Source organism: Paenibacillus polysaccharolyticus, assembly GCF_023714295.1.
Classification (GTDB): domain Bacteria; phylum Bacillota; class Bacilli; order Paenibacillales; family Paenibacillaceae; genus Paenibacillus; species Paenibacillus polysaccharolyticus_A.
In genome coordinates, this window is the sequence record NZ_JAMAUN010000001.1 from 36,693 (window position 1) to 63,562 (window position 26,870).

A 26,870-nucleotide genomic window follows, 5' to 3' on the forward strand; every position below is an offset into this window, starting at 1 on the left:
TAAGGAGTCCTGACATGATATGTTAGTAATCGACGAGGTGTATCACCATACAGCATTGCAAATATCATCGTCCGATCTATTGTACCTTATCGAACGGTTGAAGGTCAAAAAAGAAAATGAGATCGAAACGCTCAAGCAGAAGATTGAACAATTTGAACAAAAACGACGAGCCGAGGAAGTGGCTTATCAGTCGCTGTCTCCTGTTCGCAAATGGTTTGCGGGACGTCCGGCTTCTCATCACCAAGCGGTGGAATACATGGTGCAGGTGAAAGAACGATTCCGCAAGATGGAGCAGATTCGCAGGCGCATCCGTGATCTTGATCAGATTATGGAACGTATTCAGAGCGCTAATCATAATCGGCAGGAAGAGATTGAGCTTTCGCCTGAAATTATCCGCGAGATCAGACAGCTTAGTGAAACGGAGGATGTGCAGGCATGACTTTGGAAACGTTAAGCTCCGGGATCGACACGATCTGGGTTGTTCTCAGCGCAGCGATGATTTTGTTGATGGAGGGCGGATTTGCCCTGCTGGAGGCTGGGTTTGTACGTTATAAAAATAGTGTGAATATTATCATGAAAGTATTTGCTGATATTACGATTGGCACATTATTGTTTTACGCGATTGGTTTTGGCTTGATGTATGGTTCAGATGCTGGAGGGTTTATAGGAGTGACAGGTTTTTTCCTGAACGGTGATCTCTCTCATCTGAACGTTCCGGTATCCCTGGAGACGTTTTGGCTATTCCAAGCCGCGTTCACGATTGCGGTCATTTCCATCGTATCCGGTGCCGTAGCTGAACGGATCAATTTCCGTGCATACCTACTATATATCATCCTGATGACGGCGATTATTTATCCGATTGGCGGACACTGGGCCTGGGGTGGCGGCTGGCTCAGTCAACTGGGTATGCAAGATTTCGCCGGTTCAGCGGTGATTCACGCACTGGGCGGTTTCTCTGCATTGGCGGCAGCTATTATTATCGGGCCACGTAAAGGGAAATACACACCACTTGGTGTAAGTGCGATTGCATTGCCAAGCAATCTGCCACTGGCATCGGTAGGTGCTTTCCTGTTATGGTTTGGCTGGTTTGGGTTTAATGCGGGAAGTACATTGAGTGCGACAGATGTCAGAATCGGTCACATCGCCATCGTTACGATGCTATCCGCAGCTGCGGGTGGTGCGGCTACGTTGCTCTATACCTTGTTCCGCTTTAATCGTTCCGATGCACCGTCCGTGATTAACGGTTCACTTGCTGGACTGGTAGGCATCACAGCAGGCTGTGCATTTGTAGGTGATCTGGCAGCAATATTCATCGGCGCAGTTTCCGGTCTGTTGATGATGGCTGCTACGAACTGGCTGGATCGCATGCGCATTGATGATCCGGTAGGTGCTTTCCCGGTTCATGCCGTTTCGGGAATGTGGGGGACGGTTGCTGTAGGTCTGTTTGCCACGGAAGGAGGTTTGTTCATGGGCGGCGGCTGGAAGTTGCTTGGTGTTCAGGTGCTGGGTCTGACTGCACTGGTCGTATGGGGATTCGCCATGACCTGGTTCGGACTGAAGCTCATTGGCAAAGTAGTTCCTGTCCGTTCGACCGAGGAAGAGGAAGACCTTGGTCTGGACATCAGTTATCATGGGGTGATGGCTGCGCACCAGTCGCATGAATTTCTGGATGCCGAGGAGCATATGATTGCTTACCAGCAGAAGTCCTCTGATTCAAATCGATAACAAAAGTATATGAAAAGATAGGGGCTGACGAAGGTCAGCCTCTTTTTTACACAGAAAGCAGGGAAAAAAGACAAGGCGGAAGAATATACAGGTGTGAACGTGAATAAGTCTCAGCATAGGTGTAACGTCAAAAAGGGAGGATCTATATGATTAAGCCGGAACAATGTGAACGTCTGACTAGAAAAGCACGTAAAACCCTCGAAGAAGAATACGGTCTCGGTGCTGTTGCCGATCTGGTGCTGGATGCTGGGCGCTGGGGTATTCGCCTGGATGTGTCCACAACGGATGAATATCGCAGAACAGGAAACTCTCGTGTTGGTGGACATCCTGATCTGCCGGATAATCTGGACTGGCCGCTTACGGAAGACGGGGTGCCAATGACTTTTCTGGCCCAGCTGAATATGGTGGATTTGTCTCCGTATACACCGAATGACGGGCGCGGAACGTTGCCGGAGCGGGGTATGTTGTACTTTTTTATCGGCAGGGTGGATGCAGCTTATCCGATTGAACATCGAGTGATCTACGAACCATCTACATATAATCTTGTAAGACGCGAACCTGACGGGGCCACCGCTCTGGGGGGAGAGCCTACGATAGCCCATTCGGTTACTGTCTTGCCTAACCTTGAGCTTCCTACACATGCCTACATAGATGCTGCGGCGTTGGCTGAACAGGTGAATATTTCAGAGGCAGTTCCCGATGATGAGCGAGCTGTGGAAGGTAGCTTGCTTGAACGTTATTTGGAATTCGAATCAGACTGGAATCACCCAAGCCCGCTGAATTGGGGCGGCATGTTCGGTTACCCCGATGGGCAGCATCCCGATGCAGAACACCGGGCGTTGAGTTATATTGAGCTGGGTGAGGCACACAACGGAAGTGAGCAGGAATGTGTGAAGAAGCTGACTGCGCATTACGATGGAGAAGAAGAGCGCACGTGGGAGGAATTATCGGACACGTTGCTATTATTAAAAATTGATACGAATGATGCAATCGGTTTTCAGTGGTTGGATTGCGGTGAATTGCAGTTTTTCATTCGAGATGCTGACCTGGAGGCTGAGCAATTTGATCATACATGTTGTTCGATTTATTCCAGTTAAGTTTTAGTTCATTTTTATACCCAGGCCTACTGCCATTCCATAAATTAGGTGAATATTTATTCAATAGCTGTAACAAAATGTCCTGAATCCCCGTTTATAAGAGGAGGAGGGACTTTTTTTTGTACGCATATGTTAATCAGAGGCGCCAGCGTGTTTAAATAGTTAAAGGAAGTACATAGGTTGAAATGGGATCGTATGTTCTATATAATGGGATGAAAAGGAAGTGATAATGTTGATTCAGTCTGCATTTAAACATATTGATACGGCGGTTGCATCATTAGTTGATATTTGCGATCAGTTAAGTGAAGAAGATTTGGGCCTGACTCCGATTGAGGGCAAGCGTTCTATAAGGGAGTTACTTTCGCATCTAGCGTTAGTCTGTCGAGCAGATCTGTACATATCCGAAGGTGCATCAGAAGAGGAAATGACTCGATTTTATCAAGAGAACCGCGTGTGTTCTGTGAACCAGATCAAGGATTCTCTCATAGAGAACCGGAACTTCCTCTACCAGCGTTACATGCAGTTTACGACGGAGGAGTTGCTTCATGTAACAACATCATATTGGGGTGCTTCGTATAGCCGTTTGGAATGGTTGCTTGAAATGATGGGGCATATGTACCATCACAGGGGACAACTCTATACGATGCTAACCTTGACGGGAAGAGAACCCAAGACGGCCATGTTTGCCTAAACGAATACATATTATGAATACATATTAGGTAAAGGTATAAAGAGCATTAACCGGGATACAACAAGGGACAGTACATAAATTTATGCAGGTATTCTTTGATATAAGCCGACTTGTGACTTACATCTAATAATGGAGGGGTTAAGTTGGTAGAATTTATGGATAACCAGAATTCATCTTCGAGTGAGAGCGGTATGCTGGAGATTGTGACAAGGATTCCTGAACTTCGAAATGCTCTACAGGTTGAACGTATATCCCGAGGATATTCCCTGGATCATAAGTTCAAAGTCGTTGTTCCTGATCAAAGAAATATGTTGCTGCGAATCTTTCCTTGTCGTGATATGGATGACAAGCGACAAGAGACTCATGTTTTGGCAGCGTTGAGAGAGATGGGGGTTCTATGCTCTACACCGCTTGGCGTTGGAAGGTTGGATGAGAACAATGGATATATGATTTTGAGTTATCTTGAGGGTGAAGATGCTTCCGAGGTATTGCCTTCGATGAGTGAGCAGCAGCAGTATTCCATCGGCCTGAAAGCAGGTGCAGAGTTAAAGCGCATTCATCAGTTAGCTGTAGAGAAGCAGGCCGAGTCCTGGTACATACGGAAAAGTAAGAAGCATCGGCGGTACGTGGATCGATACAACGCGTGCCCTGTTGTGATGGAAAGTGATCAGCATATTCTGAATTTTATTGAAGAACATTTGGAATGGATGAAAGACCGTCCCGATGGTTTTCAGCATGATGATTTTCATCCAGCTAATCTGATAGTAAACAAGGGTGAACTGGCAGGGGTGATTGATTTTGACCGTTCAGATCAGGGCGACCCTGTGCATGAGTTTTTGAAGCTGGGGTTATTTGCTACAGAGATCAGCATTCCATACTCGATTGGGCAGATACATGGATATTTTGAGGGGCATGAACCGGATGAGGGTTTCTGGAAGATGTACTCTCTGTATATGGCCATGGCGCTGATATCTTCCGTGGTGTGGATTCAGAACGTGAAGCCAGAGGAGACCGAGCAGATGATGATGAAGATTGAACGTGTGCGGAATGATCATGATGATTTCCGTAGTATGATTCCGAGGTGGTATACTGTGTGAACAGATAGATTGCATTCGTAGTTGGGTTAAACCGATGTAGCATTTGTGAAGCAGAAAGGAAAAATGCCGTGGCACAACCAGCATCCATACTGCTTGTCGATGATGAGCAGGATATTATTAAACTGATGGAAATTTATTTTGGCAATGAAGGGTACCGGATTTTTACTGCGAATGACGGAATACAGGCTCTAGAGGTGCTTAAGACAGAAGACATTGATCTCATTATTCTGGACGTCATGATGCCCAATATGGACGGAATCGAAACCTGCATGAAAATTCGCGAAGAGCAGAAAATGCCAATTATAATGCTGTCTGCAAAAAGTACGGATATCGATAAAATAACGGGTTTAAGCATCGGCGCTGATGATTATTTAACCAAGCCGTTCAATCCGCTTGAGCTTGTGGCGAGAGCGAAATCCCAGCTTCGCAGGTACCATACATTTAATGAGGGCAGGGAAAGCAAGGAGCATGAATGGATCATTGATGATCTGATTATTAATACAGACACACATGAAGTGTGGCTGGATGACAAACCTGTGCATCTTACACCCCGGGAATTTGCAGTGCTTGAACTGCTCGCAAGGCATCAAGGATCGGTACTTAGTATGGAACAGATTTACCGCCAAGTCTGGAAAGAAGAATTCATGGAGTCTAACAACACGGTCATGGTGCATATTCGTAAACTTCGTGAGAAGATTGAGTACGATAGTAAACATCCGAAGTTCATACAGACCGTATGGGGTGTCGGATATAAGATGATTAAACCGATTTAGGTTGTACGTCACAAGCAGGGAGTTTCTACCATGAATTCGAAATGGATTAATACGGTACGCTGGAAGTTTATTTACGCATTTCTGTTAAGTGGCATTTTGACTGCGGTGATATTGTATGGAGCAGGTAAAGTGGGCGAGACGATTCTGGAAAATCAGCAATATCCGAATTATACGATTCCCGGGCAAGTGGTTCGCTGGCTAGTGAATCATCTTGGCTCTGTTCCGCTGATGATTGCTGTAGGAATCATTAGTTTTGTGCTGTTTTTCTTTCTGTTCACCCGCAAAGTGATGGTTGTGCTGGATGAGATCACGGCGGGTATCCAGGAAGTAGCCAAAGGAGAACTGTCACATCGGATTGCGGTGAAGACTTCCGATGAGTTTGGTGTGGTTGCGGCGAGCATCAATCAGATGGCGGAACAACTCCAGCGATCTCTTCAGGAAGAACGGAGTGCCGTTGCAGCCAAAAATGATCTGATTACAGGCATCTCGCATGATTTGAGGACACCCTTAACCTCGATTCTTGGATTTCTGGAGTATATCGAGAAGGATCGGTATCAGGATGAATTAGAGATGCGTTATTACGTCAGTATCGCTTATGAGAAATCTCTGACGTTGCGCAAGCTCATTGATGATTTGTTTGAATATACTCGAGTCAGCGGCGGAAGTCTGCCGTTGTCTTTAAGACCACTGAATCTGACCCCGTTCCTGATGCAACTCGCCGAAGAATTTGCTCCAATGCTTGAAGAAGCAGGCATGACCTATACGATCGTTGGAGGACAAGATCCATTATGGATTCAGGCTGCTCCGGGAGAACTCGTTAGAGCCTATGAAAACTTGTTCAGCAATGCGATTCGATATGGCGCCAAGGGCAAAGTAATGGAAATTGGCCTTGTTCTTGAAGAGGGAGAAGCTGTGGTGCGTATTAGTAATTACGGGGAACCGATTCCCGCTCAGGACTTGCCACATCTGTTTGAACGTTTCTATCGGGTAGATAAATCACGTTCTCGTGATACAGGAGGCACTGGATTGGGACTTGCCATTGCCAAATCCATGATAGAACTGCATCAGGGGCAGATTGCCGCTTATAGCGATCAGGGCCGGACGGATTTTGTTACCCGTTTTCCAGCCATAAAACCACCCGTCCATACGCCATTGGAAGAGTAGGAAGAGTAGAATGTTCATATCGTACCTCTCATATTAAGCTTTGGATATGTAAATTAAGAATTTGATAAGAAGTTAACAACGCTTCTTTAAGAACTATTCGGTATGCTACCTCTATCAATCTGTTCGAAGTATGAGGAGGGTACCGAAGATGAGTTCAAGATTTAACACCGTTCGAATGAAATACATCTATATTTGCGGAGCAAGCGCGGTTCTCAGCATCGTGCTTCTTTTTGTTATGTACCAGATCATGAGATTAGTTTATCGTTTGATGTTGCATGAAGCTGTCTGGTTTACCGACCTCGTACATTGGAGCATCAATCATATAGGAAAGAAACCGATCGGGTTGCTTATGGGCGGAGGTTTGTTTCTTTTATTTTTCTGGATTCGTTCTCAGAAAATAAGCGAAGACATGCAAGCTCTTGTGCGGGGAACTAATGAACTTGCTAAGGGCCGGAATCCTGCGCCAATTCAAGTCTTAAGTGGCGGTGAACTACGGCAATTGAGTGAGCAGATCAATGCAATTGCGGCGCTCACGGCGGATAAGGATAGCGCTAGAATGAAGGTCAAATCCGAGGAACCATCATGTTAAATGTGAAGATGAAACGTTCGATATACCGACTGTATGATGTTGCTGTTATTGCAGCGGTTCTAATGGTGCTGTTGTACATCTATTTGTTTTCGTATGGGAAAATGGTTGTTCTTCACCAACCGGAAGTTATGCATCAAGTGTCATCAACCGTCATTCTGGATGAGACTGGACAAGAGATCGTCAGGTTGACGACACCAAACGGAGGGTATATGGCGTATGCCGATCTGCAAGAAATGCCGGATATGCTAAAACAAGCCTTTTTAGTGACCGAGGATCGGCGTTTCTACCGACATGCGGGTTTAGATGTCATGGGTGTTGGCAGGGCAACGGTAGAAAATATACTACATATGAATTGGAGCCAGGGCGGGAGTTCGATCACACAGCAACTGGCTAGAAATCTGTATCTGAACGGCAACAAGAACTTCATCCGTAAAATAAACGAGTTATCCATCGCGATCGAGATGGAAAAGAAATATTCGAAGGACGAAATCCTGGAAATGTATCTGAACCGGATTTACATGGGACGCCAGCAGTATGGAGTCAAGGCAGCGGCCTCGCGTTATTTCGGTGTGGAAGATTTGAAACGATTAAAACTCTGGCAGATCGCAACGCTTGCGGCTATTCCCAAAGGACCGTCTATATACAATCCGGTAGATAACAAGATTCTTTCCAAAGAGCGACGTAATGTCGTTCTTTCCATGATGCATGAACAGGGAATCATTACGAGCAAGCAGATGCAGGAAGCCGCAGCTGTTGAATACCAACCACCTCCTCCAATTACAGGGAGCCCGTCGATGACGCATACATCGGAAATGAAGCAGCCTTCCTATACATCTGCCTTGGATGCAGCCATGCAGGAGGCCTCACTTCTCACCGGCAAGGGTGAAGCCGAGATTCGTTCCGCAGGATGGACCATTCGAACGGGCTTGAGCGCAAGCGCACAGCGCGCAATGGAGGAAACATTCGCGGAGCATGCCTGGTTTCCGGATGACCGAGATAATCAACAAGTACAGGCCAGTATGGTTATCCTTGATCAACATAACGGTGAAGTGAAAGGCATGATGGGCGGACGAAATCCTGTGAAGGGAGATATGAATCGTGCTTTGAAGGATGCAAGGCAGCCGGGCTCCGTATTTAAAACCGTCGTTGTCTATGGCCCTGCATTGGAGTCCGGAGAATTCGGGGCAGCAAGTATGCTGCCTGACCGACCTACGCGTTACGGGAATTACCAGCCGGGCAATGTGGGGGGAAGGTACAGAGGTACGGTATCCTTGTCGGAGGCGCTGCAAAAATCAATCAATGCGCCTGCGGTTTGGTTGTTACACGAGATCGGATTGAACCAAGCCAAAGGGTTCGCTGAGCGACTAGGAATTCAATTACAGGATGAAGATATGAATCTGTCCGTTGCCCTTGGGGGGATGCATCAAGGTGTCTCGCCGCTCAAGCTTGCACAAGCATATGCTGTTTTTGCCAATGAAGGGAGATTCAATCGTGCGCACCTTATACGCGAAATAACGGATGCCAGAGGGCAAATTATCTATAGCCATCGCTCAGAGAACAAACAAGTTATCACGAGGCGAACGGCTCAAGAAATAACAAACATGCTGCAGCTTGTCGTAAGCCAAGGAACAGGAAAGCGTGCCCAGTTGCCTGATGATCATGTCGCTGGCAAAACGGGTACGACACAGGCCGCATTGCCGAATGTACCCAAGCAAGCGAATCGGGATATCTGGTTTGCCGGATATACAAGGAAATGGACGGGGGTCGTGTGGATGGGATTCGATTATACGGATGCGAAACATTACTTAAAGTCCGGCAGCGGAACTGCAGCGGAGTTGTTCGGAACGGTGATGAAACGTAGCAAGCAATAAAGGGAAAAAAGCCTAAGGAAACGGGAAGGTCAATGTATACTCGTGCTCGATCTGTAAGAAGATATTCTCCTTTTTATAACACAACATACAGATATTAAGTTATAATAGATGCTCTTCTATTTTTCTAAGGAGGGTATCATGAATATGAATCGTTCATACGGTAAGCAAGATGAGGATGTAGATATGGTTTCGTCCAAAAGTGGCACCAGGCCCGAACTTCCAGGTATTTCGGGTTTGGGCGGCTGGTTGATTTTAATTCAGATTAGTCTTTGGGCTTCACTAGTATTTTTACTTTCGGATATCTCACAGGTTGCGGTGATCATGGATCCGGCACGATGGGAAGGAAGTCGGGGTATCGACCTGCAGCTGTATACGGAAGTCGTAAGGCCGTTGCTGTGGTTTGGATTCATTAGCAGCGTGATTCTGTCTGTCATCGTTGTTGTGAATCTTGTTCTTTTATACCGTAGAAAGCGGCTTTTCCCACGTTTGATGATTATGCAGTACATTGTCAATCTGGTGATCGGTATCGCCACCTGGATTCTTATCGCTCAGAGCGAGGTGGGAAGGGAAGAACATGTGCTGGATGCGACCCCTGCTTTTAACCTGATCATCCGTTCGCTGCTGACGTGCTGTATTTTTATTCCGTATTTTGTGAAGTCGGTACGTGTGAAAAATACGTTTATCAAGTAAACGAGCAAGAGATTGTTTAATTTTCATTCGATACCAAAAACGAAAAGGCCCATAGCCTACAAGAACGGAGCTAAGTCAAAACTCCAGCTTGTAGACGGTGGGCTTTTTTTGCGAGATGATCGACCTGCTGTTGAGGGTTTCATTTGGAGGTGGATTTGACGCGACTTGAACGGGAAAGGCTCTGTATCATCTGGTTTAATACCTCGGATAGGACAAGTCCTACGGCGATAGCACCCGACAACATAAGAGCTTTGGCGGCCATTTCCATGGCAGCACTGTAATCATTTTGCACAAAACTACGCATTGCATTATACGCCAGTCCTCCCGGCACGAGAGGAATAATACCTGCCACGCTAAAAATAATAACAGGTGCCCGGAACATGCGAGAAAATAGCTGACTGATGACACCAACAGCAATCGTTGCGGCCAGAGTGGCCGGGACAGCATCTGCTGCATACGCCAGCACAATATAAATGATCCAGCCAATCATCCCGACAAATCCGCCGTGAAGCAGCATCCGTCTTGGTGCGTTAAAGATAATGCCAAACGCGGCTGAAGCAATGAAGCTGGTTAAGGCTTGTCCAATAAAATGCAGCATATTCTGAAACCCTCCGTCTTACATCAAAAGTGAAAATACAACAGCAATGCCTGTGCCAATGGCAAAAGCGGTCAGAAAAGCCTCGGCACCCTTAGATAAGCCGGATACGAGATGCCCAGCCATCAGGTCGCGCACGGCATTGGTAATGAGTAGTCCCGGCACGAGCGGCATGACAGAACCGATAATGATTTTGTCCCGCTCAAAGCCTGCACCGACATACACGAGGAAAAAGGCGAGCATGCCGATGACAAAGGAGGCTGTAAGCTCGGCAAAAAATTTAACACGAACCCAGCGGTGAAAAAGAATGACCGCCGCGTAACCGATTCCGCCGCAGAGTAGTGCGGGAAGAAAATCTCCCCAGCCTCCGCCGAACATGATTGTGAAGCAGGCACTGGATAAGGCAGCGGCTCCTAGCTGGACAGCATACGAATAACCGGAAGGCTTGCGTTCGATCTCAAGTAGCAGCTCATGGGCTTCCTGAACGGTTAGTTGCCCTTGTCCGATGCGACGTGAGACGGCATTCACTTCAGACACTTTATCTAGATCTGTTGTGCGCTCCGAGATGCGAATCAGCTTCGTGGGTTCCGTGGCATCCACCGAGAAAAAGATGCCCGTGGGCACTACATAACTATGTGAGTGTGGCAGCCCCAATGCAGCGGCCATCCGCTTCATCGTATCTTCAACGCGGTACGTTTCGCCGCCGCTTTGCAGCATGATTTTACCAGCAAGCAGACAGATGGCGATGACTTGGGATTGCTCAGACGGTTCAGTCACAGGGTGTTGACTTTTGTTACGCATCTCCGGTTCGGATTCAACAGGAGAAGAGGGGTCATGACGTATGTATTCCAACCGGATCAAACTCCGTTTCATATGAAATAAGGCGTGGCACCGACACCATTGTATCATATTTCACACGCTCATAAGCAATCCCGGCACATGTAATAAAAAGCTTCGCCCAATCCTCGAAAGGAAAGAGACGAAGCCCTTTTGGCTTACATTAACAAGGTGATGACGAGCAATTCATACAGCACCAGCGGTAGAATCGTTGGGCCAAACAAAGCACGCGGTTCAGGGTAACCATGCATTGGTGTCACTTGAAGGTACAGTATTCCGCGGTCTGCACTAATAATGACTCCTTCCCAAACCTGACCATCGATGTTCTGAACTTGCACTTTCTTGCCGATATGCTGACGAGCCGTATGGTGCAGCATGTTCCGCACATTTTGCACGGATTGCAGCATCGGTTGATTGGCCTGATATACAACACGTGTGGTTGGTGTGGATGGCGACTCAGACATGATGCACAACCCTTCCTCAAAATAAAATGCTTCTTACTTCAAGGTATGCATCTGCCTACAAAAGGTGATTACACATATGACATGTGCAGAGTTCCACGGCCATCTTCGTAACCCTCAAGGATTTACAGGGATTTCGAGTGAAAAGGGTGACTTTACTTTTGACGGATAGGTAGCAATTTTCATCTGAAGCTGACCCTGTAATTTTGCACCATGTTCGATGGTGATTGAAACCGTGGTGTGATCCTGATCTTTTCCATAACCCGGGCTCCAGCTTGCACCAGGGGTTTGATAAGTTTTACCCGTACTGTCTTTTACTTTGCTGAAACCGAGTACGAAACTATCTTCCATGCTGTCAGGAACAGAGAAATCAATAATGAGATCCTTGCCCTCTACTTTGCTGCCAAGCATCTGAAGACCGGAAGGGCCGCCCGTGATCTCACGTGTTTTCAGGTCAAGGCTGAAATCAAGCTCTTTTTTATCCAGACCTGAGAATCCAGAGCCTTGTAAGGTCAGCTTTTTAGGTTTGGAGAAATACATGCTTTCAAAATAAATGGAGCGTGTATCTTCCCCGACGGAGGTATCGGTTCTCCAGGCACGTCCTTGTTCATCCACGAGTTGCAGATCGCTGAGACCAAAGATTTTTTTGGTGTTGTTTGGGTCCATCTGTACGTCAAGTACCAACCGGGTTGGATACATGATCGCCTGTTTCATCTGGATACGTTGTCCATCGACGACTAAGGTCTCGTTTACAGGGATAACCTTCTTCATGCCCTTGGTTAAATTTTTATCGACTGGCAGCGTTACCTTCCACACGCCTGGATTAGCTTTGTCTCTCGATTTGAATACCACCGTTAACACATCCGGAGGGGTGGCTTTGTCGGTAAAGATGACGTCAATAAAGTTTTCATATACTTGATCATCTGCATCAGAGTGGGTTGTAGAATAGCCAAAACCAACAGGAAGATCTTTACCGTTTCCATCCAGTAAATCGATGTCATAGTCGAATTTTTCTGTATTTTTCATGCCTTTCATCTTATAAAAAATAACCATGCGTGAGTCGTCTGTAATAATGCCTTCCACGGTTACGGAACCCCCATTATGCTCGTCGGTGATCCCGACTTTCTGCAACAGGGACTGATCAATCGCCATCATCAATCCTTTGTCTTGCCGGATCAGACTAACCACTCCCTCCATGCCAGGCAGTTGCTCGACAAAGGACGCAAAGGCAGGGGATACCCGAATACAGCCAGTGAACAATAAAATCAGGACTGCTGCGGAGATGGAGCTGGTCAGCCAGCGTAATCTGGTTTTTCGTTTACGGGAAGCTTGTCGAATCCCGGCCTGTACAGCTCGGGAAGTTGCTGTATCCGGTACGGGCATCGTATCGTATTCGGCTTTGCGTGCATGAAGACGGGTCTCCAAAGCTTCGAACGGATTTTGTTCGTCAGTCATGATAAGATCTCTCCTTTCGGTTCAAGTTGATCCCGGAGCTTGCCAAGCGCGCGGTGCAGTCGTGATTTGACCGTGCCTGCCGGAATTTCGAGAATGTCAGCGACTTCAGTTAACGAGAAACCTTCGAAATAACTCAGAATAATAATTTGTTTGTATTCCGGTTCAAGTGAAGCTACCGCAGCGGCAAGATCCGGATCTTCGGGACGATCCCAGCGGCCCGAGTCACGAATCTCGGTTACGGGACTGAACCGGATTTTGCGTTTGCGTTCATCTGCACAGTAGTTCAGAAGGATGCGGATTAGCCATGTACTGAAATAGGTAGGTTCTTTCAGCTTTTTGAGTTTGCGGTATGCGCGGTAGGTTGCTTCCTGTATCGCTTCCAGTGCATCGCCCTCATTATGCAGATACGCATAGGCGATCCGGTACAGGCGGCTCTGATGCATCTCCATTAAGGCTGCAAACGCTGCAGCATCCCCCTTTTGTGCAGCTCGCGTAAGTTCGGTAGGGGTCACAAGGCTCCTCCTTTACTGATGTTGTTTCGTATTAGACAGAGATCGTTGCCAAACGGTTCTTGTTTTTTGAAAAAAGTTTTGTGCATGTTGCTCTTCAGAAAGTTTCATTGCATTATACAGCAAAAACCGTCAGCCCTCCCACGAGCATTACGGCTCCAGGAAGATGCTGACGGTTACAAGTATGATCTCGAATAGCCTTCTAGGTACGATGCCGAGTCTTAAGTGTAGCATGAGTCCCAAGTATATTAAGGATTCACAGCGTTATCGCGGCTTATATCTATCCCGCTTAGGATAGCTTTGCCATCGCTTGCTCCAGACGAGCAGCGACAGAGGTATGACCACGTTGCTTCGCAATATCTAGTGCGATTTCGCCGGATGTGTTAGGTGCTTTGACATCGGCTCCATATTCAAGAAGCAAGTCTATAATGGCTGTCTGATCGGTATGAAAGGCAGCCGTATGAAGGGCTTGCTGTCCATCACTGTCAAGGATGCTTGTGGATGCGCCATGTTCCAGCAATAGCTTGATCACTTCCACTGAACGTTCTCCAGCCAGTGCGGCGTGTAGGGCTGTGTTGCAGGGAATGAAGGAGATAAGGGAATGAGAGATCGCATTCACATCCGCACCGTGTTCAATAAGGGCATGTACGCTCTCGGAGTGTCCAAAATGTGCGGCATATCCCAGCGGTGTCAATCCATCCTTGTTTTCCGTGTTGGCCAGTTCTGGTTGTACGGCTAGCAGGGACTTTATTTTTTCCACATCATTCTGCTGTGCCGCTTCAAATAGCTGTTCCAATGACTCTAGCTGCTTTGGACTCTGATCTGTGTCTTTCATCTGTGAAAACCTCCTCTTTCGTATCTATCCACACAGGGAGTGTGACGTAAGCTCGTTCGGAACTAACTCCATGATAGATCGTTCACACGGACAGTGCTTCTCGAAAATCACCTTTTTATCCGATGCTGTGCAGGGGAGTATTTAAATCGTCTGGAGAAAAGGGAGCTGAACGAGCCAAGGCTCTCAAAACCGACGTTGTAACAGATTTCTGTAACAGGGAGATCCGTATTGGATAACAGCTGACAAGCAGCCTGAAGCCTGCGTTCCGTCAAAAATTGATGTGGCGATATGCCGAATACCTTTTTATAACTGCGAAGAAAATGATTCACGGACAGATGCGCGGCTGAGGCAGTCTCCGCAAGCGTGATAGGTTTATTATAGTAGGCTGTCATGTACTCGTGTGCGATATAGATTCTTCGATATATCTCGTTTTGGGTTGAAGATTTCACCATATCCAGGCTATCGATTTCCGACCGAATATCCCGGTGCAAAACAAGCATATGCACGCCCAGTTGATAGAGTTGTTCCTCTAGTCCCCATACATCTACGGCCTGAGAGGCATAGGAGAAGCGTAGTTGCTCAAGGGCAGCTCCTAGTTGATCGGTCATAGGATATGTTCGTTCCATCCAGTCCAGTGTACCAGGGGAGGATGTGGCATAAGGCTCATCCAAGAGATAGCGGTTACTTCCTGAGATATTCCGACCGATCTCTTCGACCAGACCCGAAGGGAAGAAGATGCAAAAAGATTCGACGGGAACAGGTGAATCAATATGTAGCTGATATTCCTGTCCTTCGTTCAAAAGCAAATATCTGTCCTGATCGACTGCAAAATGTCCATGACCCGCTTCGTATAATGATGTTCCGTACCGGAACGTTTTCAGGGAAAGGGCACCTTGACCTTTCCAGTCGAACTGGTGTCTGGACTCATGCAGTATGAAAGGGACGCTACGTTGCGTTAATGTATTTCCCGTAAAGCTATTCATTGTGAGATGTCGGTGCCATGTTTCTGTGTATATTGTTGCTTCGCTGCTTCCAATGCCGGGACGGCAAAGCTGGCGAGTGGAGAAGGTAGCTCATGGAGCGGGAACCAGCCAATCTCCCCAATAGCTCCGCCTTCTTCCAGATTGCGTGCTTCTCCGCTAACGACCTTGGTGGAGTAGAGCACGGAAATCCAATGCTCTTGTCGTTCAGGGCGAATCGTTTCTGCGGTACAGAGAAGACTGTTGATCACAATATCCAGATTGACTTCTTCTTTAACCTCCCGGATAACAGCCGTCTCCAGTGTTTCGTACACATCGACTTTCCCGCCGGGAATACTCCAAGTGTGCTGTTCGGGCGCACGATTACGCCAAACCAAGAGCACTTCATCTCGTTCATTAAGGATCACTGCACCTACGCCGATCCGGGGAGTGGCCTCGACCGCCATGCTACCAACAGTAGTAGAGCCTGCCGAAGGGGAAACACTTGCACTACCCGAACTAGACCCTGGCTGAAACGAAACGGGATATCCAGTCTGAGCAGACCAATCCGTTGCCAGAATGCTCATCGAGATCAGATCGTACTGTGTACCGTCTCGAAGAACAGCAGCACGATGTCTGCCTTCCTCGCGGAATCCAGCCTTGAGATATGCCCGTCTTGCGGCTTCGTTGTATTCGATCACGTCAAGAGCAATCCGATTCAGGTTCAATTCATGGAATGCATATCGCAAAATCAACGCAAGAGCGTCACTGCCATAACCTTTGCCACGATCTCGTTCTTCACCAATGCCGATAGCCAGTTGTGCAGAGCGGTTATTCCATTCCAATCGATAGATGGCAACAAATCCGAGAAAGCGATTGTCTTCCAACGTGCGCAGGGCAAATTCGAAATCTTGACCGTTCCGAACGGAAGAAGATCCGGTCTCATCGGATGTTTGTGGCGTCACAATATCCGTATCCAAGTTACGCATATATTCGTAGTTTTGTGTAAAATGTGCGATTTGCACGCTGTCTTCGGGACAGGGTGCCGTGAGTCTGACTTTGGAGCCTTGAAACGCATTGTATTGACGAGTCATGTTGCACCTCTTTTTATATAATCTAACGTTCTTCGCTTATCCCATTATACTACAGCCCTAATAAATACCGAACTTCCAGTGTGGATTGGTTAGCGAAGAACTTGGATTAACGCTTGCAGACTCTACACTTGAAAGTACTAGAGCTGATCGGGAAATTGTTTTATATTATATACAAAGGGATAATGTGGGAGTGAGACTATGAATCGGTTCCATAAAATAATATTATGTAGTATTCCAAGTGCTATTTTTCTATATTTATTCTACCTACCACAACTAAACTATTACCGGATCACAAGATTAACGGGTTGGTCAAATAACACAATGTCACTTTTAATAAGTGTTATTAGTATTTTGCTTTTGGTTTCATTTGTGGTGTTGTTCTATTTCATAACGAAGAGAATGTTACATAATGAAAAATTTAAATACATTCCAACGGTCTCATGGCTTCCGTTCTATATTGTTCTTATTCTCATTAATAATTTTACAATTCCTATTACAGAGTCGGGAGACAAACCTTCGCCAGGAACAGGCATATTACTTATATTCTCTTATGTTTTATTACCTGTCATTCTAGCTTTCATCATCGGCGTTTCTACCTCATACACAAAAAAACAGCCACGAGGGCTGCTGGTGTAAGCTTTTATTTTAAATCATTCAATAAATTTTTCATTTTTTTGTAATGTCCGCTGACTCGATCAGCCATGTAGTTATACATGAGTTGATTCTCGGAAAGCATAGCCATCTCCCGGTCAATATCTACATTGTTGTTGTTATTATTCATGGCTGTTTCGTTGTTCTGCATCACTCGGTACTGCACGATGGAGGCATTCGGATTGCTGACGGGAAAATGCTTCTCATGTGTCCGTTGCATCCGGAGCTGCCCGGTTTTGCCGTTCTCGATGATACGTCTAAGCTCGTCTTGAAACTCAACGGTGGTCTTTTTGTAATTGGGCGTATCGGCGTTAGCAATGTTGTTCGTGATGGCTGCATGTCGCGCGTTTAAGGCTTGCAGAAGGGATTCATTACGCTTGGTCGTATTCGTTTCGATCATACCCTAGTCCTCCTTCACCGCATCCGAGTGCAGTTCTCTCTATTTTAAGAAATTCGCGCGCACACTGTCAATCTGTTCAAAGTAACATATGGCGGGTGGGCTCACCGTCACAGCCGAAATAAACAACAATAAAGACAAGTATATGACCCAAATATCTGCTTCTGTGAAGGAAGTCAGCAGGATCAGCATCACTTGTCTTTATTCATGATGACATCACTCCTGACTGGTCTGTCCAATCAGGAAGAACGGTCTATATTTTTGCCGTAATAAATCTCATCCATCTCCAGCTTCAGCCACTCGGTAATCTCCTGTTGTTCCGCTTTGCTGAGCTTGTCCTTGGTGTACCCGAACAGATAATTATCCAGATCGAATTCTTTCAGCTTACATTTGGTGTGGAAAATGTTCTCCTGATAGACGTTCACGTCAATCATATCGAAGCCGCTTTTGATCTCGTCCGGAATGTAGTTCTGGATCGAACTGATCTCATGGTCAATAAACAGCTTGCGCCCGCTCGTATCCCTTGTAAAACCACGCACGCGATAATCCATAATCATAATGTCCGTATCAAACGAATGAATCAGGTAATTCAATGCTTTCAGCGGTGAAATCTCACCACAGGTCGACACATCGATATCCGCACGGAAGGTGCTGATGCCCTCGCTGGGGTGGAATTCGGGATAGGTATGCACGGTAATGTGGCTTTTGTCCAGTTGCATGACCACGTTATCTGGCAGGGGACCAGGAGATTCATCAAAGGATTCTTCTGGAATCTCAACGATCGGGCCTTCCGATACCAGCATGGTTACACTTGCGCCCTGCGGCACATAATCCTGCTGTGCGACATTCAGGACGTGTGCGCCGATGATGTCCGATACATTTTTCAAAATATGAGTCAGTCGGTCTGCGTTATATTGTTCATCGATATATTCAATGTATGCTTCACGTTCTTCTTTGGTCTTGGTGTAACAGATATCGTACATATTGAAACTGAGTGACTTGGTCAGGTTATTGAACCCGTGCAGCTGGATGCGCTGCTCTGGCGTTAAAGTCATGGTTGCAGTTCCCCTTTGTCCCATACGACATAAAAATCGCAGTTTTAATACTACTTATACCCAACCTTGCCCGAAAAAAAACATGAGTTTCCCATTTGGGGCGATAGCAAAAAACTGCACAGCATTTGCTGTACAGTTTCTAAAGTTAGAAGGGGATGTCCCCATCATAAGCAAAATCATTCATGCGTTCTTCCTCCGCGAAAGATTGGATATCCTCGGAAGTGACCGTAATGATGGGATAATGCTCATTTTGTTGTTTCTTCAATGCCTTTTCCTTTACAAAACGCGGGCTACCTTCGCCGGCATCTTCGTCATAGACAAGCAGCAGGCCATCGCTTTTACGCAGCAGCAGATCGTCCCGTGCGGTGAACTGCCACGGCCCGATGTATGGCTGTTTGCTAATTGCACCATAATAGTCCACTCCAGACAGAATGGAACGGTAGTACTCCTGCTTGTCTTCTTTCCATTGTTCCTCCGGGTTCTGAAAAGCAGTGATAATCGACAGCTTCAGATGTGGATAGCTCTGTTTCAGATCCAACACAACCTCGCAGGCCCAAAGGTCGACACCGTATTGACCTGGAGTAAGCACCCATTCCAAGCCATCTTCCACAAGAGGTGTAAGGCGGGAGGCGATGGCTTTTTTAATGTAAGGGATACCCTCATGCTTCTGACCAAAAATTTGCAGTTCATGTGCACGGTAACCGGTAATGAACAGGTTTTGCAAACGTGTTAACCTCCTTTCAGACGGACAATGAGTCCGTGAGGAACGGCATCTTAGTCGGTTGTCCGTCTTCGTATGAGCACGTTATTGTGCAGGTGTTGCCTCTCCGCGGAACGGATACAGGAATGGCTTCGGAATATCCGTTTCGAATGTCATCAGTTTGCCTGTCGTTGGATGAATAAACGACAATACTCGTGCATGGAGTCCCAGACGTCCGAGATCTCTTGTACGTGCGCCGTATTTACGATCCCCCGCAATCGGATGTCCCAGGTCTTCCATATGAACACGAATCTGATTTTTACGACCCGTTTCCAGACGAACCTCCAGCAGGGAGAACTCACGGTTCGACTTCAGCCGTTTATAATGCGTAACCGCATGTTGCCCGTCGTTTGGACGGGAACTGGAGTACATTTTGAGTGTTTTGGTTTCCTTGAGCCAAGAGGAGATGGTGCCTTCTTCTTGAGCTACCGCGCCTTCAACCAGTGCGACATAAACACGGTCTTGTACGTTTTCTTTCCAGTTGTTTTGCAACTGCTGCTGAACCTCTTCACTTTTGGCAAACATCATCACACCCGAGGTGTCCCGATCCAGACGATGTACGATGAAAATCCGGTTCAGTTCGTTGGTACGACGCACATGTGACATCAGCTGGCGATAAGCGGTCAGATCGTCACTTTTGTCAGCCGCGATCGATAGGAGTCCGGCTTCCTTCCTAATCACAATGATGTCGTCGTCTTCATGCAAAATGTTAATACCTGTCAGAGAAGGAGCGGCTACAGCCCCTTCTTTGCTGATGGATACGATCTGTCCGGGTAGCAGAGGTTCGTTAAACTTCGTTACAACTTTCTCATCTATCGATACTTGTCCACGTCCCAAAATGGACTTCACCGCATTGCGTCCTGACTTCACATGCTTCAGCAGGAAATTCAGCAGTTCATCCGGTTCGGTTACCTTGTACTGACGTGGCGGTTCGGACTTGCGATAATGTGCATTGCCTGGACGCTTGGATGCCGTAGCCGGTTTGGCCGGTTTGCTTCCTTTGCCACCGTTTTTTGCAGGCGCCACGGACGAATGGGAAGCTGAAACCTTACTCGTATCCTCTCCCGAACGAGGGGAATTCGGTTTGGATGATGAAGTGTTGTAACGGCCGGAACGCGGCTTGGAAGAGCCTCCGTATGATTTTCCTTTGGCAGATGTACCGCCTGTTGAACGTTTGCGTTTATTCATGAATGACAATCTCCTTCTGAACAGCTTGTATCCTTTGTGTGCATACGATCCGTTCATTTCGTTATGCTGTTCAATATACCATTAACCGCGCGGAATTAAAAATAGGTTCATCAAATCTGCCAACCATCCAATCCGAAGAGTTGTCAGTTTCATAGAATATGTTATCCCATAGCATTGGAGGTGTTACTTCATGGGCGTGTTTCTCGATATGAGAACCTCGGAGAACTCGGGATACGTAGGGGCACCGGGATTACCTTTGTCCGAATCCCCTGAACCTTTCGGCGCAATCGGTCTTCAAACCCAGGGGGTCATTAATCCGATCATTACCTTGAATGGTACAGTGGGTGTTACAGGAGAACTGGGCGACACGTTTGTTGTAGAGATCGTGCGTGGTTTTGTGTACGATCCGTTCTTCATCATCTATCGAGCAGAAGGAACGGTCGGGCAAAATGGCGGTGCCGAGTTCCATTCGTTCACAGCTCAGGATCTGGCTGCACCACCAGCGCTGGAAAATGTATATACGTCATTCATCTCCGGTGTATCCACAGCTGTGCGAACCGGGCCGGAGATGTTCTACGGTATTGCCGCGACCAACTAAAGGAGCTTTGAAAGACTTTAGAGAGACTATCTTATAGTAACGTTTGTTGTACCCGTTTCAGTTACATGGCAATCAAGATCATTCCAATCAAGATATAACTCAAAATCCCCGCCTCGGTAGGCGGGGATTTTGGTTTTGAGATGAAGCAGAAGTGTAAGAGCATTGATTTATAAGAGAGAGTTGAAAGACTTTGATATAGAAGGAAAGGGAGAAGTAGAGATCCAAGCGGAGCTATCGATCATGGGCATAGAGAAAAACTGAATACTGTAGATGCAACTTAGTTGGCGCGTCCTTTCAAAATCATGTTATTAGCTTTGCCGAAATCGATGGCGACTTTACCTGCCAGCGCTGCTGTTCGTTCTGCAAGAATGACGGCGTTAACCCCGCAAGAGAAGAGTGCAACATCAAAGTCATCCTGATGCGTTTGAATCCATTGCAAGGTCTCATCCATCTGATCATAGTTGTCAAAAGCCAGTGTACTTACGATGTCGAGATAATAAGGCTCCTTAACGAGTGCGGCCTGTAACTCATCCAGTTCACGCGTTACAAGCAACACACGTTTGCCGGCAAGCATCTGCCAAAACCGAGGTACTTGCACAAGCTCACGATTCACACAAGCATGACAGGTCAACGCAGGCGCGATGCCGTAGTGAGCAAAGATCATATCCGTCAGCGGCCGCTTAAGATAATCCGGGGCCTTGATGGTGCTGTCTCCACGTGGAAGGACACCCACAATGGTGGCCCTTTTCAACGAAGCAGCGACTTCGTCCCGCATCTTCAGGTTGGGAAGCCGTAGTCCCTTTTGTCCAAGATTGGCTTTGACCGCCCAGCGCTCTTGTAGCACCTGCTCCATAGGCCATACGGATTCTTGCGACATCACGATATTTTCACCATCCCCCACACGCACCAGTGAGAATGGACGCTTCTCTTGCAAAGCTGCTTCAAGCTGATCCAGCACGTCCTGCATTTCTAGATAAGTAGAATTCATTCCGAATGCCTGCCCCCTTTGAAAATCAAGCTCCTCTATTCTATGTCGCGAGAGAAACCGTGATCTGTGCGTTCGACCTCCAAGAGATAACTTGGGGTGTATATCAATCTATTTATAAGAAAATCAGTACATATGTCGGTGCCAGATTGTTCGGGAGTTCATACGTTATACAGTGCTGGCATTTAAGAGAATGGAAGTGTAAGCGATCAGCGCGAGGAACGAGTTTCGTAGATGCGAGATTTCATTCTAAAAAAAACTATGAAAACGTCTGTACTCGCCATATAGGCTTACAGCGTGATGAGGAGGAAGGGTATGTCCAGGAAAGTTGTGATTGAGATTAACTTCAATAACTACGGGTTAGATCCGCAGCGGCTGACCCGCGAATGGCTGGAGCGCCGCATGACGATTTTTCGCACATTTACATTGCATTGTCTCAAGGCTCAGACCAACCAAGATTTCTTGACAGTGGTGAAGCTTTCGAAAGAATCCGGGGAACTGATGCAGGAGATTTTGGCGAGCCAGGAGCCGCTGCCTTCGAATATTCGTTTTGGAACCCACATCGAGAGTGTACGTGCGATTCTGGAGTTTGCCAAAGACGTAGAAAACATCTATATTGCCCGTCTGGATTCGGACGATCTGTATCACAAAACATTTGTGCAACAACTCTATGATGTGCAGCCTCAGCCAGAAACGATGGCATTGATTAATCAGAATGGTTATCTGTGGGACAGTGTGAACAACGAGATGGCCCCGGCCTTTCATCGCTCACCGCAATTTTATGTTTATCTCTACAAAACAGCGGAATATGCCGCAGGTTATCGGGTCAAACTTCCGGGCCGAGGCACGCATGGGAATGTGATCGACTTGCCACATGAACTGCTTGCACCGCGGAACTACGTCAATATCGTGCATTCCAGCAATACGTCTGTCAAAAAAGTACCGCCTAAAGACCGCTTAAGCCGCGAGGAGATGGCGCAGGTTTTACGTGAATTCATGATCTGAACAGGAGGGATTCATCCATGATTCAAGGACAAACGATTCTGGTCACCGGAGGAACTGGCTCCTGGGGTCAGAAGCTAACGGAGGTACTGCTTGCGCAGAACCCGGCGGAGATTCGACTGCTATCTCGGAACGAGTATGCCCAGATCGCGATGCAGCGGGAGTTCAATAATGATCCGCGTCTGCGTTTTATCATTGGAGATATTCGAGATTACCGGGCAGTGGAGGAAGCGTGCCAAGGCGTAGATGTGCTCTTCCATCTGGCCGCGCTCAAGCATGTTCCGGTCTGTGAGGATCAGCCGGATGAAGCATTTAAAACAAATGTGATTGGAACTCAGAATATTATTCGGGCGGCCATCCGTATGGGGATTCCAAAAGTCATTGACGTATCCACCGACAAGGCAGTCGATCCGATTAACGTATATGGCATGACCAAAGCGCTGGGCGAAAAAATGATGATTCGTGCCAACTGGCTGAGCGAGAAGACCCGGTTTGTATGTATCCGCGGCGGCAATGTTCTGGGCACAAGCGGCAGTGTTGTACCTTTGTTCCGCAGACAGATTGACGAAGGCAAAAGCCTGACAATTACAGATGAAGGCATGACCCGCTTTTTCCTGACCCGTACCGAAGCTATTCATTTATTACTCAAAGCAGCGGAGGCGGCGGTAGGTGGAGAAACATTCGTCATGAAAATGAAAGCTTGCAACATGACGGAACTGGCATCTGTCATGCTCGAACAGGCAGGTCGCCCGTCAGGCGATTACAAAGTGACAGGCATCCGTCCGGGGGAGAAGCTGCACGAAGTGCTGATCTCGCCATTTGAAGCACCGCGTACTCGCCAGTACGATGCGCAGTATTATGTCATTTTGCCGGAGCATGCCGATCAAGGTCTTACGAAACATTATGATCATCTGCCACGTGTGAAGTTTGATCAGTATCGCTCTGACAGTGAAATGATGAACAAACCGGCGATAGCTACGTTTTTGCGTGCCGGAGGATATATCGACTAACGGAAGGGAGGCGGAACGTTTGGAGGTGGAAGAGATGAGTGAGAACAGCCTGAATCCCGAAGAGAAACGTCAAGATGAAAAGGAGAAGCAGGCACAGACTCCAGGAGAGCGCCGTGGCCGGAAACAGCAACGATTGAAGCAACTCTACCCGAAGCCACAGCAGACCACGCTTCAATGCATTCATGACCGCTCCCTGAAGGCTGTTGTCATCGGTCTTGGTTACGTGGGACTGCCGATGGCCGTTGAGATGGCACAGTCTGGTTACCAAGTGCACGGCATTGATATCGATGCAGGCAAAGTAGCTAAGCTTCGTGCTGGCCATTCGTATATTATCGGCATTGAAGATGAGGTGCTTCAAACGCTGCTGGAGGCGAATTTGTTAACGGCAGGCACCGATTATGCAGCAGTTGCAGGTGCGGATGTCATTGTCATCTGTGTACCGACTCCGTTAACGGATAAACATCAGCCGGATATATCCTATATTTCATCAGCCGTGGGGGGCATGACCCCCTATCTCCAGCAGGGCAGCCTTGTCATTCTGGAGAGTACGACGTATCCAGGCACGACGGAAGAGCATGTGAAACAGCCCATAGAGGCAGCGCGCGGTTGGACAGCAGGTGAACATTTCTATGTCTGTTATTCGCCAGAGCGAGTTGATCCGGGTAGCGTGCATTACGGGGTGAAAAATACCCCGAAAATCATTGGCGGTTCGACTCCCGCCTGTCTGAGTTATGGAACACAATTCTATGGCTCGTTTCTGAACGAAGTCGTGCCTGTTAGCTCGACAACGGTGGCCGAGACAGCGAAACTGTTCGAAAATACGTTTCGCAGCGTAAACATTGCGCTGGTTAACGAGTTAACCCCGGCTTGTGAGCAGATGGGCGTGGATATCTGGGAAGTATTACAGGCAGCGGCAACGAAGCCGTTTGGCTACATGCCGTTTTATCCTGGACCGGGTATTGGCGGGCACTGTATTCCGATTGATCCGATCTATTTATCATGGGCAGCCAATCGCCAAGGATCGGAGCTGCGGTTCATTGAGCTCGCAGATGCGACGAACCGGCAGATGCCAGAGCACGTAGTCCAGCGTGCAGCAGCCCTGCTGGAACAACGTGGTCATTCTATTCGCGGCGCCCGCGTTGTACTGGCGGGTATGGCGTACAAAAAAGACATTGACGACCTGCGCGAATCCCCTGCGCTCGACGTTTTTCGGCTACTGAGCGCAGCGGGTGCCGATGTTGTTTTCACCGATCCGATGGTGCCCTTATTCCGTCAAGATGACGGCTCCATGCTCCAGTCCCGGCCGGCTTCGCCCGAATTGTGGACATGGGCCGATCTGGTGATCATCACGACAGACCATTCTGCGTTTGATTATCAGGAGATGGCGGATCATGCACCGCTGATTTTTGATACACGTAACGCCACAGCCGGATGCCGCGGAAACAATATCGTTGTACTGGGTCAACCTGAGCGACATGACCATGGGAGAGCACACAGCTTGGAGCATGACAAGGGGGCTGAAGGGGATACGGGTACGCAATTAGAACATCTAAAGCATGCAGGCCATGAGAAACATGTGGAATATGAAGAAGTTGTGGAAGATGCTGAACATGGGGAAACAGAACATGTAGCGCATGAGGAACAAGGGATGGAGAAAGAGGATTTTCAAGATACAGAGCATGAAGCGTCAGGATTGGAAGGTCATAGTAACAGCGGTCAAGTCACGAGAGAGGGAAATTCAGCAGGGGAAGACGTAAAAGGACAAAATGGAAGATATCCGAGTCCGAAACGCGAGGGCGTTCCCTCGGGAGAAGGTGCAGCAAACGAGAACGGTGAATCGCATGGAAGCCAAGATGAGGCCTGGGCGGATCAAGATATGAAAAATGTGCACGGGAAAACGGGAGATGGCTATGGCGAATCATGATCGGGTGAACGAGCGTTATTACGGAGAGATTAATTCCGAAGATTCTCATGAAGCGACGAGGACCCGTATACACTGGATGTGCAGGGAGACCACAGGCAAACGTATTTTGGATGTGGGATGCAGCCAGGGAATTACGTCTATTTTGCTGGGGCGTGAAGGCTTTCGGGTGACAGGCGTGGATTTGGAGGAAGAAAGTATTCGCTATGCGCAAGAGGAGCTAGCTAAAGAATCCAAGCCCGTCCGCAACCATGTCGATTTTCGCATGCTGGACATCACGCAATGGAAGGCGAGAACCACGTTTGACACTGTCCTGCTAGGGGAAGTGCTGGAACATTTTGCGCATCCCGAGAGACTTTTGTCGCAGATCCATCGACTGCTTGTAGAGGAAGGTACACTTATCGTGACTGTTCCGTATGGTTACCATCCCTTCTACGATCATAAACAGACGTTCTATGCGAGCAATCTGGCGATGTGTTTATTGCCGTATTTTGAAGTATTGAAACTGGAAATTCATCATAAATATCTATGTTGTGTGGCCCGCAAACGCCAGAAAATACAGCTCGACGTAAAACCGCCTCTGAACCAGGTGCTGGACTGGATGAAGCTGGACCATACCCATTTTGAAGAGGTGGAGCAGCAACATCTACGCTCCATGAAACAGCGCAAAAAAGCGCTGGACAGTGCCGTGGAGCAACTGAAACGCATACGTCGTCAGGAGAATGAGGAAGGGTAATCGGAGAAGCATTGTCGTAACACCAACACCAACACCAACACCAACACCAACACCAACACCAACACCAACACCAACACCAACACCAACACCACTAACTTAAACCTGACATCAGTAACTGTACCATT

General features: G+C 47.5%; 28 protein-coding genes and 1 pseudogene. 15 read left to right on the forward strand and 14 right to left on the reverse strand.

What is annotated here, in order from left to right:
• The first annotated feature begins 19 nt into the window (after positions 1 to 19).
• From M3629_RS00155 to M3629_RS00200, 10 genes are all read left to right on the forward strand, one after another.
• Positions 20 to 439: a hypothetical protein gene (locus tag M3629_RS00155; RefSeq protein ID WP_090917976.1), complete on the forward strand. Its 420-nt coding sequence runs from the start codon at positions 20 to 22 to the stop codon at positions 437 to 439.
• Positions 436 to 1,725 (forward strand): ammonium transporter, encoded by a 1,290-nt coding sequence (locus tag M3629_RS00160; protein ID WP_251502370.1) that lies wholly within the window; start codon positions 436 to 438, stop codon positions 1,723 to 1,725. Before M3629_RS00155 ends, M3629_RS00160 begins: the two co-directional genes overlap by 4 nt.
• Before the next feature lie 146 nt (positions 1,726 to 1,871).
• Positions 1,872 to 2,822: a DUF1963 domain-containing protein gene (locus M3629_RS00165; protein ID WP_251502371.1), complete on the forward strand. Its 951-nt coding sequence runs from the start codon at positions 1,872 to 1,874 to the stop codon at positions 2,820 to 2,822.
• 229 nt (positions 2,823 to 3,051) lie between these two features.
• Entirely contained in the window at positions 3,052 to 3,513 is a 462-nt protein-coding gene (locus M3629_RS00170) for a DinB family protein (RefSeq protein WP_251504365.1), read from the forward strand.
• A gap of 143 nt (positions 3,514 to 3,656) precedes the next feature.
• The gene (locus tag M3629_RS00175; protein WP_251502372.1) at positions 3,657 to 4,610 is read left to right on the forward strand and encodes an aminoglycoside phosphotransferase family protein; all 954 of its coding nucleotides are present in this window, start codon (positions 3,657 to 3,659) and stop codon (positions 4,608 to 4,610) included.
• A gap of 68 nt (positions 4,611 to 4,678) precedes the next feature.
• Entirely contained in the window at positions 4,679 to 5,383 is a 705-nt protein-coding gene (locus M3629_RS00180; protein ID WP_251502373.1) for a response regulator transcription factor, read from the forward strand.
• Positions 5,384 to 5,413: 30 nt separating this feature from the next.
• Positions 5,414 to 6,547: a sensor histidine kinase gene (locus M3629_RS00185; RefSeq protein WP_251502374.1), complete on the forward strand. Its 1,134-nt coding sequence runs from the start codon at positions 5,414 to 5,416 to the stop codon at positions 6,545 to 6,547.
• 148 nt (positions 6,548 to 6,695) lie between these two features.
• Complete coding sequence (locus M3629_RS00190) at positions 6,696 to 7,136, forward strand: hypothetical protein (protein WP_251502375.1); 441 nt, start codon at positions 6,696 to 6,698, stop codon at positions 7,134 to 7,136.
• Positions 7,130 to 9,007, forward strand: coding sequence for a transglycosylase domain-containing protein (locus M3629_RS00195; protein WP_251502376.1), 1,878 nt, complete (start codon positions 7,130 to 7,132; stop codon positions 9,005 to 9,007). Before M3629_RS00190 ends, M3629_RS00195 begins: the two co-directional genes overlap by 7 nt.
• A 138-nt stretch (positions 9,008 to 9,145) precedes the next feature.
• Positions 9,146 to 9,697 (forward strand): DUF2569 family protein, encoded by a 552-nt coding sequence (locus M3629_RS00200; RefSeq protein ID WP_251502377.1) that lies wholly within the window; start codon positions 9,146 to 9,148, stop codon positions 9,695 to 9,697.
• 139 nt (positions 9,698 to 9,836) lie between these two features.
• Here M3629_RS00200 and M3629_RS00205 read toward each other — a convergent pair whose 3' ends face one another.
• The 13 genes and pseudogenes from M3629_RS00205 to M3629_RS00265 all read right to left on the reverse strand — a co-directional run bounded on the left by M3629_RS00205 (position 9,837) and on the right by M3629_RS00265 (position 20,493).
• The gene (locus M3629_RS00205) at positions 9,837 to 10,295 is read right to left on the reverse strand and encodes a threonine/serine exporter family protein (RefSeq protein ID WP_251502378.1); all 459 of its coding nucleotides are present in this window, start codon (positions 10,293 to 10,295) and stop codon (positions 9,837 to 9,839) included.
• 18 nt (positions 10,296 to 10,313) lie between these two features.
• Entirely contained in the window at positions 10,314 to 11,093 is a 780-nt protein-coding gene (locus M3629_RS00210; protein ID WP_251504368.1) for a threonine/serine exporter family protein, read from the reverse strand.
• A gap of 194 nt (positions 11,094 to 11,287) precedes the next feature.
• Positions 11,288 to 11,593, reverse strand: coding sequence for a hypothetical protein (locus M3629_RS00215; RefSeq protein WP_145328501.1), 306 nt, complete (start codon positions 11,591 to 11,593; stop codon positions 11,288 to 11,290).
• Positions 11,594 to 11,707: 114 nt separating this feature from the next.
• A complete protein-coding gene (locus M3629_RS00220) occupies positions 11,708 to 13,045 on the reverse strand; it encodes a DUF4179 domain-containing protein (RefSeq protein WP_251502379.1) in 1,338 nt (445 codons plus the stop codon).
• Positions 13,042 to 13,557 (reverse strand): sigma-70 family RNA polymerase sigma factor, encoded by a 516-nt coding sequence (locus M3629_RS00225; RefSeq protein WP_251502380.1) that lies wholly within the window; start codon positions 13,555 to 13,557, stop codon positions 13,042 to 13,044. Before M3629_RS00225 ends, M3629_RS00220 begins: the two co-directional genes overlap by 4 nt.
• Positions 13,558 to 13,843: 286 nt before the next feature.
• A complete protein-coding gene (locus M3629_RS00230; RefSeq protein WP_251502381.1) occupies positions 13,844 to 14,389 on the reverse strand; it encodes an ankyrin repeat domain-containing protein in 546 nt (181 codons plus the stop codon).
• A gap of 107 nt (positions 14,390 to 14,496) precedes the next feature.
• Positions 14,497 to 15,372 carry a helix-turn-helix transcriptional regulator gene (locus tag M3629_RS00235; RefSeq protein WP_251502382.1) on the reverse strand — a complete coding sequence of 292 codons (876 nt, stop codon included), beginning with the start codon at positions 15,370 to 15,372 and terminating at the stop codon, positions 14,497 to 14,499.
• The gene (locus M3629_RS00240) at positions 15,369 to 15,815 is read right to left on the reverse strand and encodes an NUDIX domain-containing protein (RefSeq protein WP_251504370.1); all 447 of its coding nucleotides are present in this window, start codon (positions 15,813 to 15,815) and stop codon (positions 15,369 to 15,371) included. The genes M3629_RS00235 and M3629_RS00240 overlap by 4 nt, the downstream gene beginning before the upstream one ends.
• Positions 15,816 to 15,956: 141 nt before the next feature.
• Positions 15,957 to 16,442: pseudogene (locus tag M3629_RS00245) on the reverse strand (GNAT family N-acetyltransferase); the annotation flags it as partial.
• A gap of 640 nt (positions 16,443 to 17,082) precedes the next feature.
• The gene (flgB, locus tag M3629_RS00250; protein ID WP_090917944.1) at positions 17,083 to 17,493 is read right to left on the reverse strand and encodes a flagellar basal body rod protein FlgB; all 411 of its coding nucleotides are present in this window, start codon (positions 17,491 to 17,493) and stop codon (positions 17,083 to 17,085) included.
• 236 nt (positions 17,494 to 17,729) lie between these two features.
• On the reverse strand, positions 17,730 to 18,545 hold the full coding sequence (speD, locus tag M3629_RS00255; protein WP_090917942.1) for an adenosylmethionine decarboxylase: 816 nt from the start codon (positions 18,543 to 18,545) through the stop codon (positions 17,730 to 17,732).
• A gap of 145 nt (positions 18,546 to 18,690) precedes the next feature.
• On the reverse strand, positions 18,691 to 19,269 hold the full coding sequence (locus tag M3629_RS00260) for a DUF1273 domain-containing protein (RefSeq protein WP_251502383.1): 579 nt from the start codon (positions 19,267 to 19,269) through the stop codon (positions 18,691 to 18,693).
• Between the two features lie 81 nt (positions 19,270 to 19,350).
• The gene (locus tag M3629_RS00265; RefSeq protein ID WP_251502384.1) at positions 19,351 to 20,493 is read right to left on the reverse strand and encodes an RluA family pseudouridine synthase; all 1,143 of its coding nucleotides are present in this window, start codon (positions 20,491 to 20,493) and stop codon (positions 19,351 to 19,353) included.
• Between the two features lie 190 nt (positions 20,494 to 20,683).
• Between M3629_RS00265 and M3629_RS00270 the strand changes: the two genes are divergently transcribed.
• A complete protein-coding gene (locus M3629_RS00270) occupies positions 20,684 to 21,091 on the forward strand; it encodes a hypothetical protein (RefSeq protein WP_090917938.1) in 408 nt (135 codons plus the stop codon).
• A gap of 277 nt (positions 21,092 to 21,368) precedes the next feature.
• Here M3629_RS00270 and M3629_RS00275 read toward each other — a convergent pair whose 3' ends face one another.
• A complete protein-coding gene (locus M3629_RS00275) occupies positions 21,369 to 22,079 on the reverse strand; it encodes a GT-D fold domain-containing glycosyltransferase (protein ID WP_251502385.1) in 711 nt (236 codons plus the stop codon).
• Between the two features lie 312 nt (positions 22,080 to 22,391).
• On the opposite strand from M3629_RS00275, the gene M3629_RS00280 reads away from it, so the two are divergent.
• The 4 genes from M3629_RS00280 to M3629_RS00295 are packed head-to-tail and all read left to right on the forward strand — an operon-like array spanning position 22,392 to position 26,745.
• Positions 22,392 to 23,081 carry a glycosyltransferase gene (locus tag M3629_RS00280; RefSeq protein WP_111268253.1) on the forward strand — a complete coding sequence of 230 codons (690 nt, stop codon included), beginning with the start codon at positions 22,392 to 22,394 and terminating at the stop codon, positions 23,079 to 23,081.
• A 17-nt stretch (positions 23,082 to 23,098) separates the two neighbouring features.
• Positions 23,099 to 24,088: an SDR family NAD(P)-dependent oxidoreductase gene (locus M3629_RS00285; RefSeq protein ID WP_251502386.1), complete on the forward strand. Its 990-nt coding sequence runs from the start codon at positions 23,099 to 23,101 to the stop codon at positions 24,086 to 24,088.
• A gap of 34 nt (positions 24,089 to 24,122) precedes the next feature.
• Complete coding sequence (locus M3629_RS00290) at positions 24,123 to 26,012, forward strand: nucleotide sugar dehydrogenase (protein WP_251502387.1); 1,890 nt, start codon at positions 24,123 to 24,125, stop codon at positions 26,010 to 26,012.
• Positions 25,999 to 26,745 (forward strand): class I SAM-dependent methyltransferase, encoded by a 747-nt coding sequence (locus M3629_RS00295; RefSeq protein WP_251502388.1) that lies wholly within the window; start codon positions 25,999 to 26,001, stop codon positions 26,743 to 26,745. Before M3629_RS00290 ends, M3629_RS00295 begins: the two co-directional genes overlap by 14 nt.
• The last annotated feature ends 125 nt before the right edge of the window (positions 26,746 to 26,870 follow it).

Excerpts from the sequence above, each read along its gene's own strand:
- M3629_RS00160 (WP_251502370.1), top strand. The coding sequence starts at position 436 with ATGACTTTGGAAACGTTAAGCTCCGGGATCGACACGATCTGGGTTGTT.
- M3629_RS00165 (WP_251502371.1), top strand. The coding sequence starts at position 1,872 with ATGATTAAGCCGGAACAATGTGAACGTCTGACTAGAAAAGCACGTAAA.
- M3629_RS00240 (WP_251504370.1), bottom strand. The coding sequence starts at position 15,815 with ATGGCGGTCGAGGCCACTCCCCGGATCGGCGTAGGTGCAGTGATCCTT.
- M3629_RS00295 (WP_251502388.1), top strand. The coding sequence starts at position 25,999 with ATGGCGAATCATGATCGGGTGAACGAGCGTTATTACGGAGAGATTAAT.
- M3629_RS00215 (WP_145328501.1), bottom strand. The coding sequence starts at position 11,593 with ATGTCTGAGTCGCCATCCACACCAACCACACGTGTTGTATATCAGGCC.
- M3629_RS00155 (WP_090917976.1), top strand. The coding sequence starts at position 20 with ATGTTAGTAATCGACGAGGTGTATCACCATACAGCATTGCAAATATCA.
- speD (WP_090917942.1), bottom strand. The coding sequence starts at position 18,545 with ATGACTTTAACGCCAGAGCAGCGCATCCAGCTGCACGGGTTCAATAAC.
- M3629_RS00275 (WP_251502385.1), bottom strand. The coding sequence starts at position 22,079 with ATGAATTCTACTTATCTAGAAATGCAGGACGTGCTGGATCAGCTTGAA.
- M3629_RS00195 (WP_251502376.1), top strand. The coding sequence starts at position 7,130 with ATGTTAAATGTGAAGATGAAACGTTCGATATACCGACTGTATGATGTT.
- M3629_RS00290 (WP_251502387.1), top strand. The coding sequence starts at position 24,123 with ATGAGTGAGAACAGCCTGAATCCCGAAGAGAAACGTCAAGATGAAAAG.
- M3629_RS00185 (WP_251502374.1), top strand. The coding sequence starts at position 5,414 with ATGAATTCGAAATGGATTAATACGGTACGCTGGAAGTTTATTTACGCA.
- M3629_RS00280 (WP_111268253.1), top strand. The coding sequence starts at position 22,392 with ATGTCCAGGAAAGTTGTGATTGAGATTAACTTCAATAACTACGGGTTA.
- M3629_RS00205 (WP_251502378.1), bottom strand. The coding sequence starts at position 10,295 with ATGCTGCATTTTATTGGACAAGCCTTAACCAGCTTCATTGCTTCAGCC.
- M3629_RS00190 (WP_251502375.1), top strand. The coding sequence starts at position 6,696 with ATGAGTTCAAGATTTAACACCGTTCGAATGAAATACATCTATATTTGC.
- M3629_RS00285 (WP_251502386.1), top strand. The coding sequence starts at position 23,099 with ATGATTCAAGGACAAACGATTCTGGTCACCGGAGGAACTGGCTCCTGG.
- M3629_RS00220 (WP_251502379.1), bottom strand. The coding sequence starts at position 13,045 with ATGACTGACGAACAAAATCCGTTCGAAGCTTTGGAGACCCGTCTTCAT.
- flgB (WP_090917944.1), bottom strand. The coding sequence starts at position 17,493 with ATGATCGAAACGAATACGACCAAGCGTAATGAATCCCTTCTGCAAGCC.
- M3629_RS00200 (WP_251502377.1), top strand. The coding sequence starts at position 9,146 with ATGAATATGAATCGTTCATACGGTAAGCAAGATGAGGATGTAGATATG.
- M3629_RS00235 (WP_251502382.1), bottom strand. The coding sequence starts at position 15,372 with ATGAATAGCTTTACGGGAAATACATTAACGCAACGTAGCGTCCCTTTC.
- M3629_RS00270 (WP_090917938.1), top strand. The coding sequence starts at position 20,684 with ATGGGCGTGTTTCTCGATATGAGAACCTCGGAGAACTCGGGATACGTA.
- M3629_RS00210 (WP_251504368.1), bottom strand. The coding sequence starts at position 11,093 with ATGCGTAACAAAAGTCAACACCCTGTGACTGAACCGTCTGAGCAATCC.
- M3629_RS00170 (WP_251504365.1), top strand. The coding sequence starts at position 3,052 with ATGTTGATTCAGTCTGCATTTAAACATATTGATACGGCGGTTGCATCA.
- M3629_RS00230 (WP_251502381.1), bottom strand. The coding sequence starts at position 14,389 with ATGAAAGACACAGATCAGAGTCCAAAGCAGCTAGAGTCATTGGAACAG.
- M3629_RS00265 (WP_251502384.1), bottom strand. The coding sequence starts at position 20,493 with ATGAATAAACGCAAACGTTCAACAGGCGGTACATCTGCCAAAGGAAAA.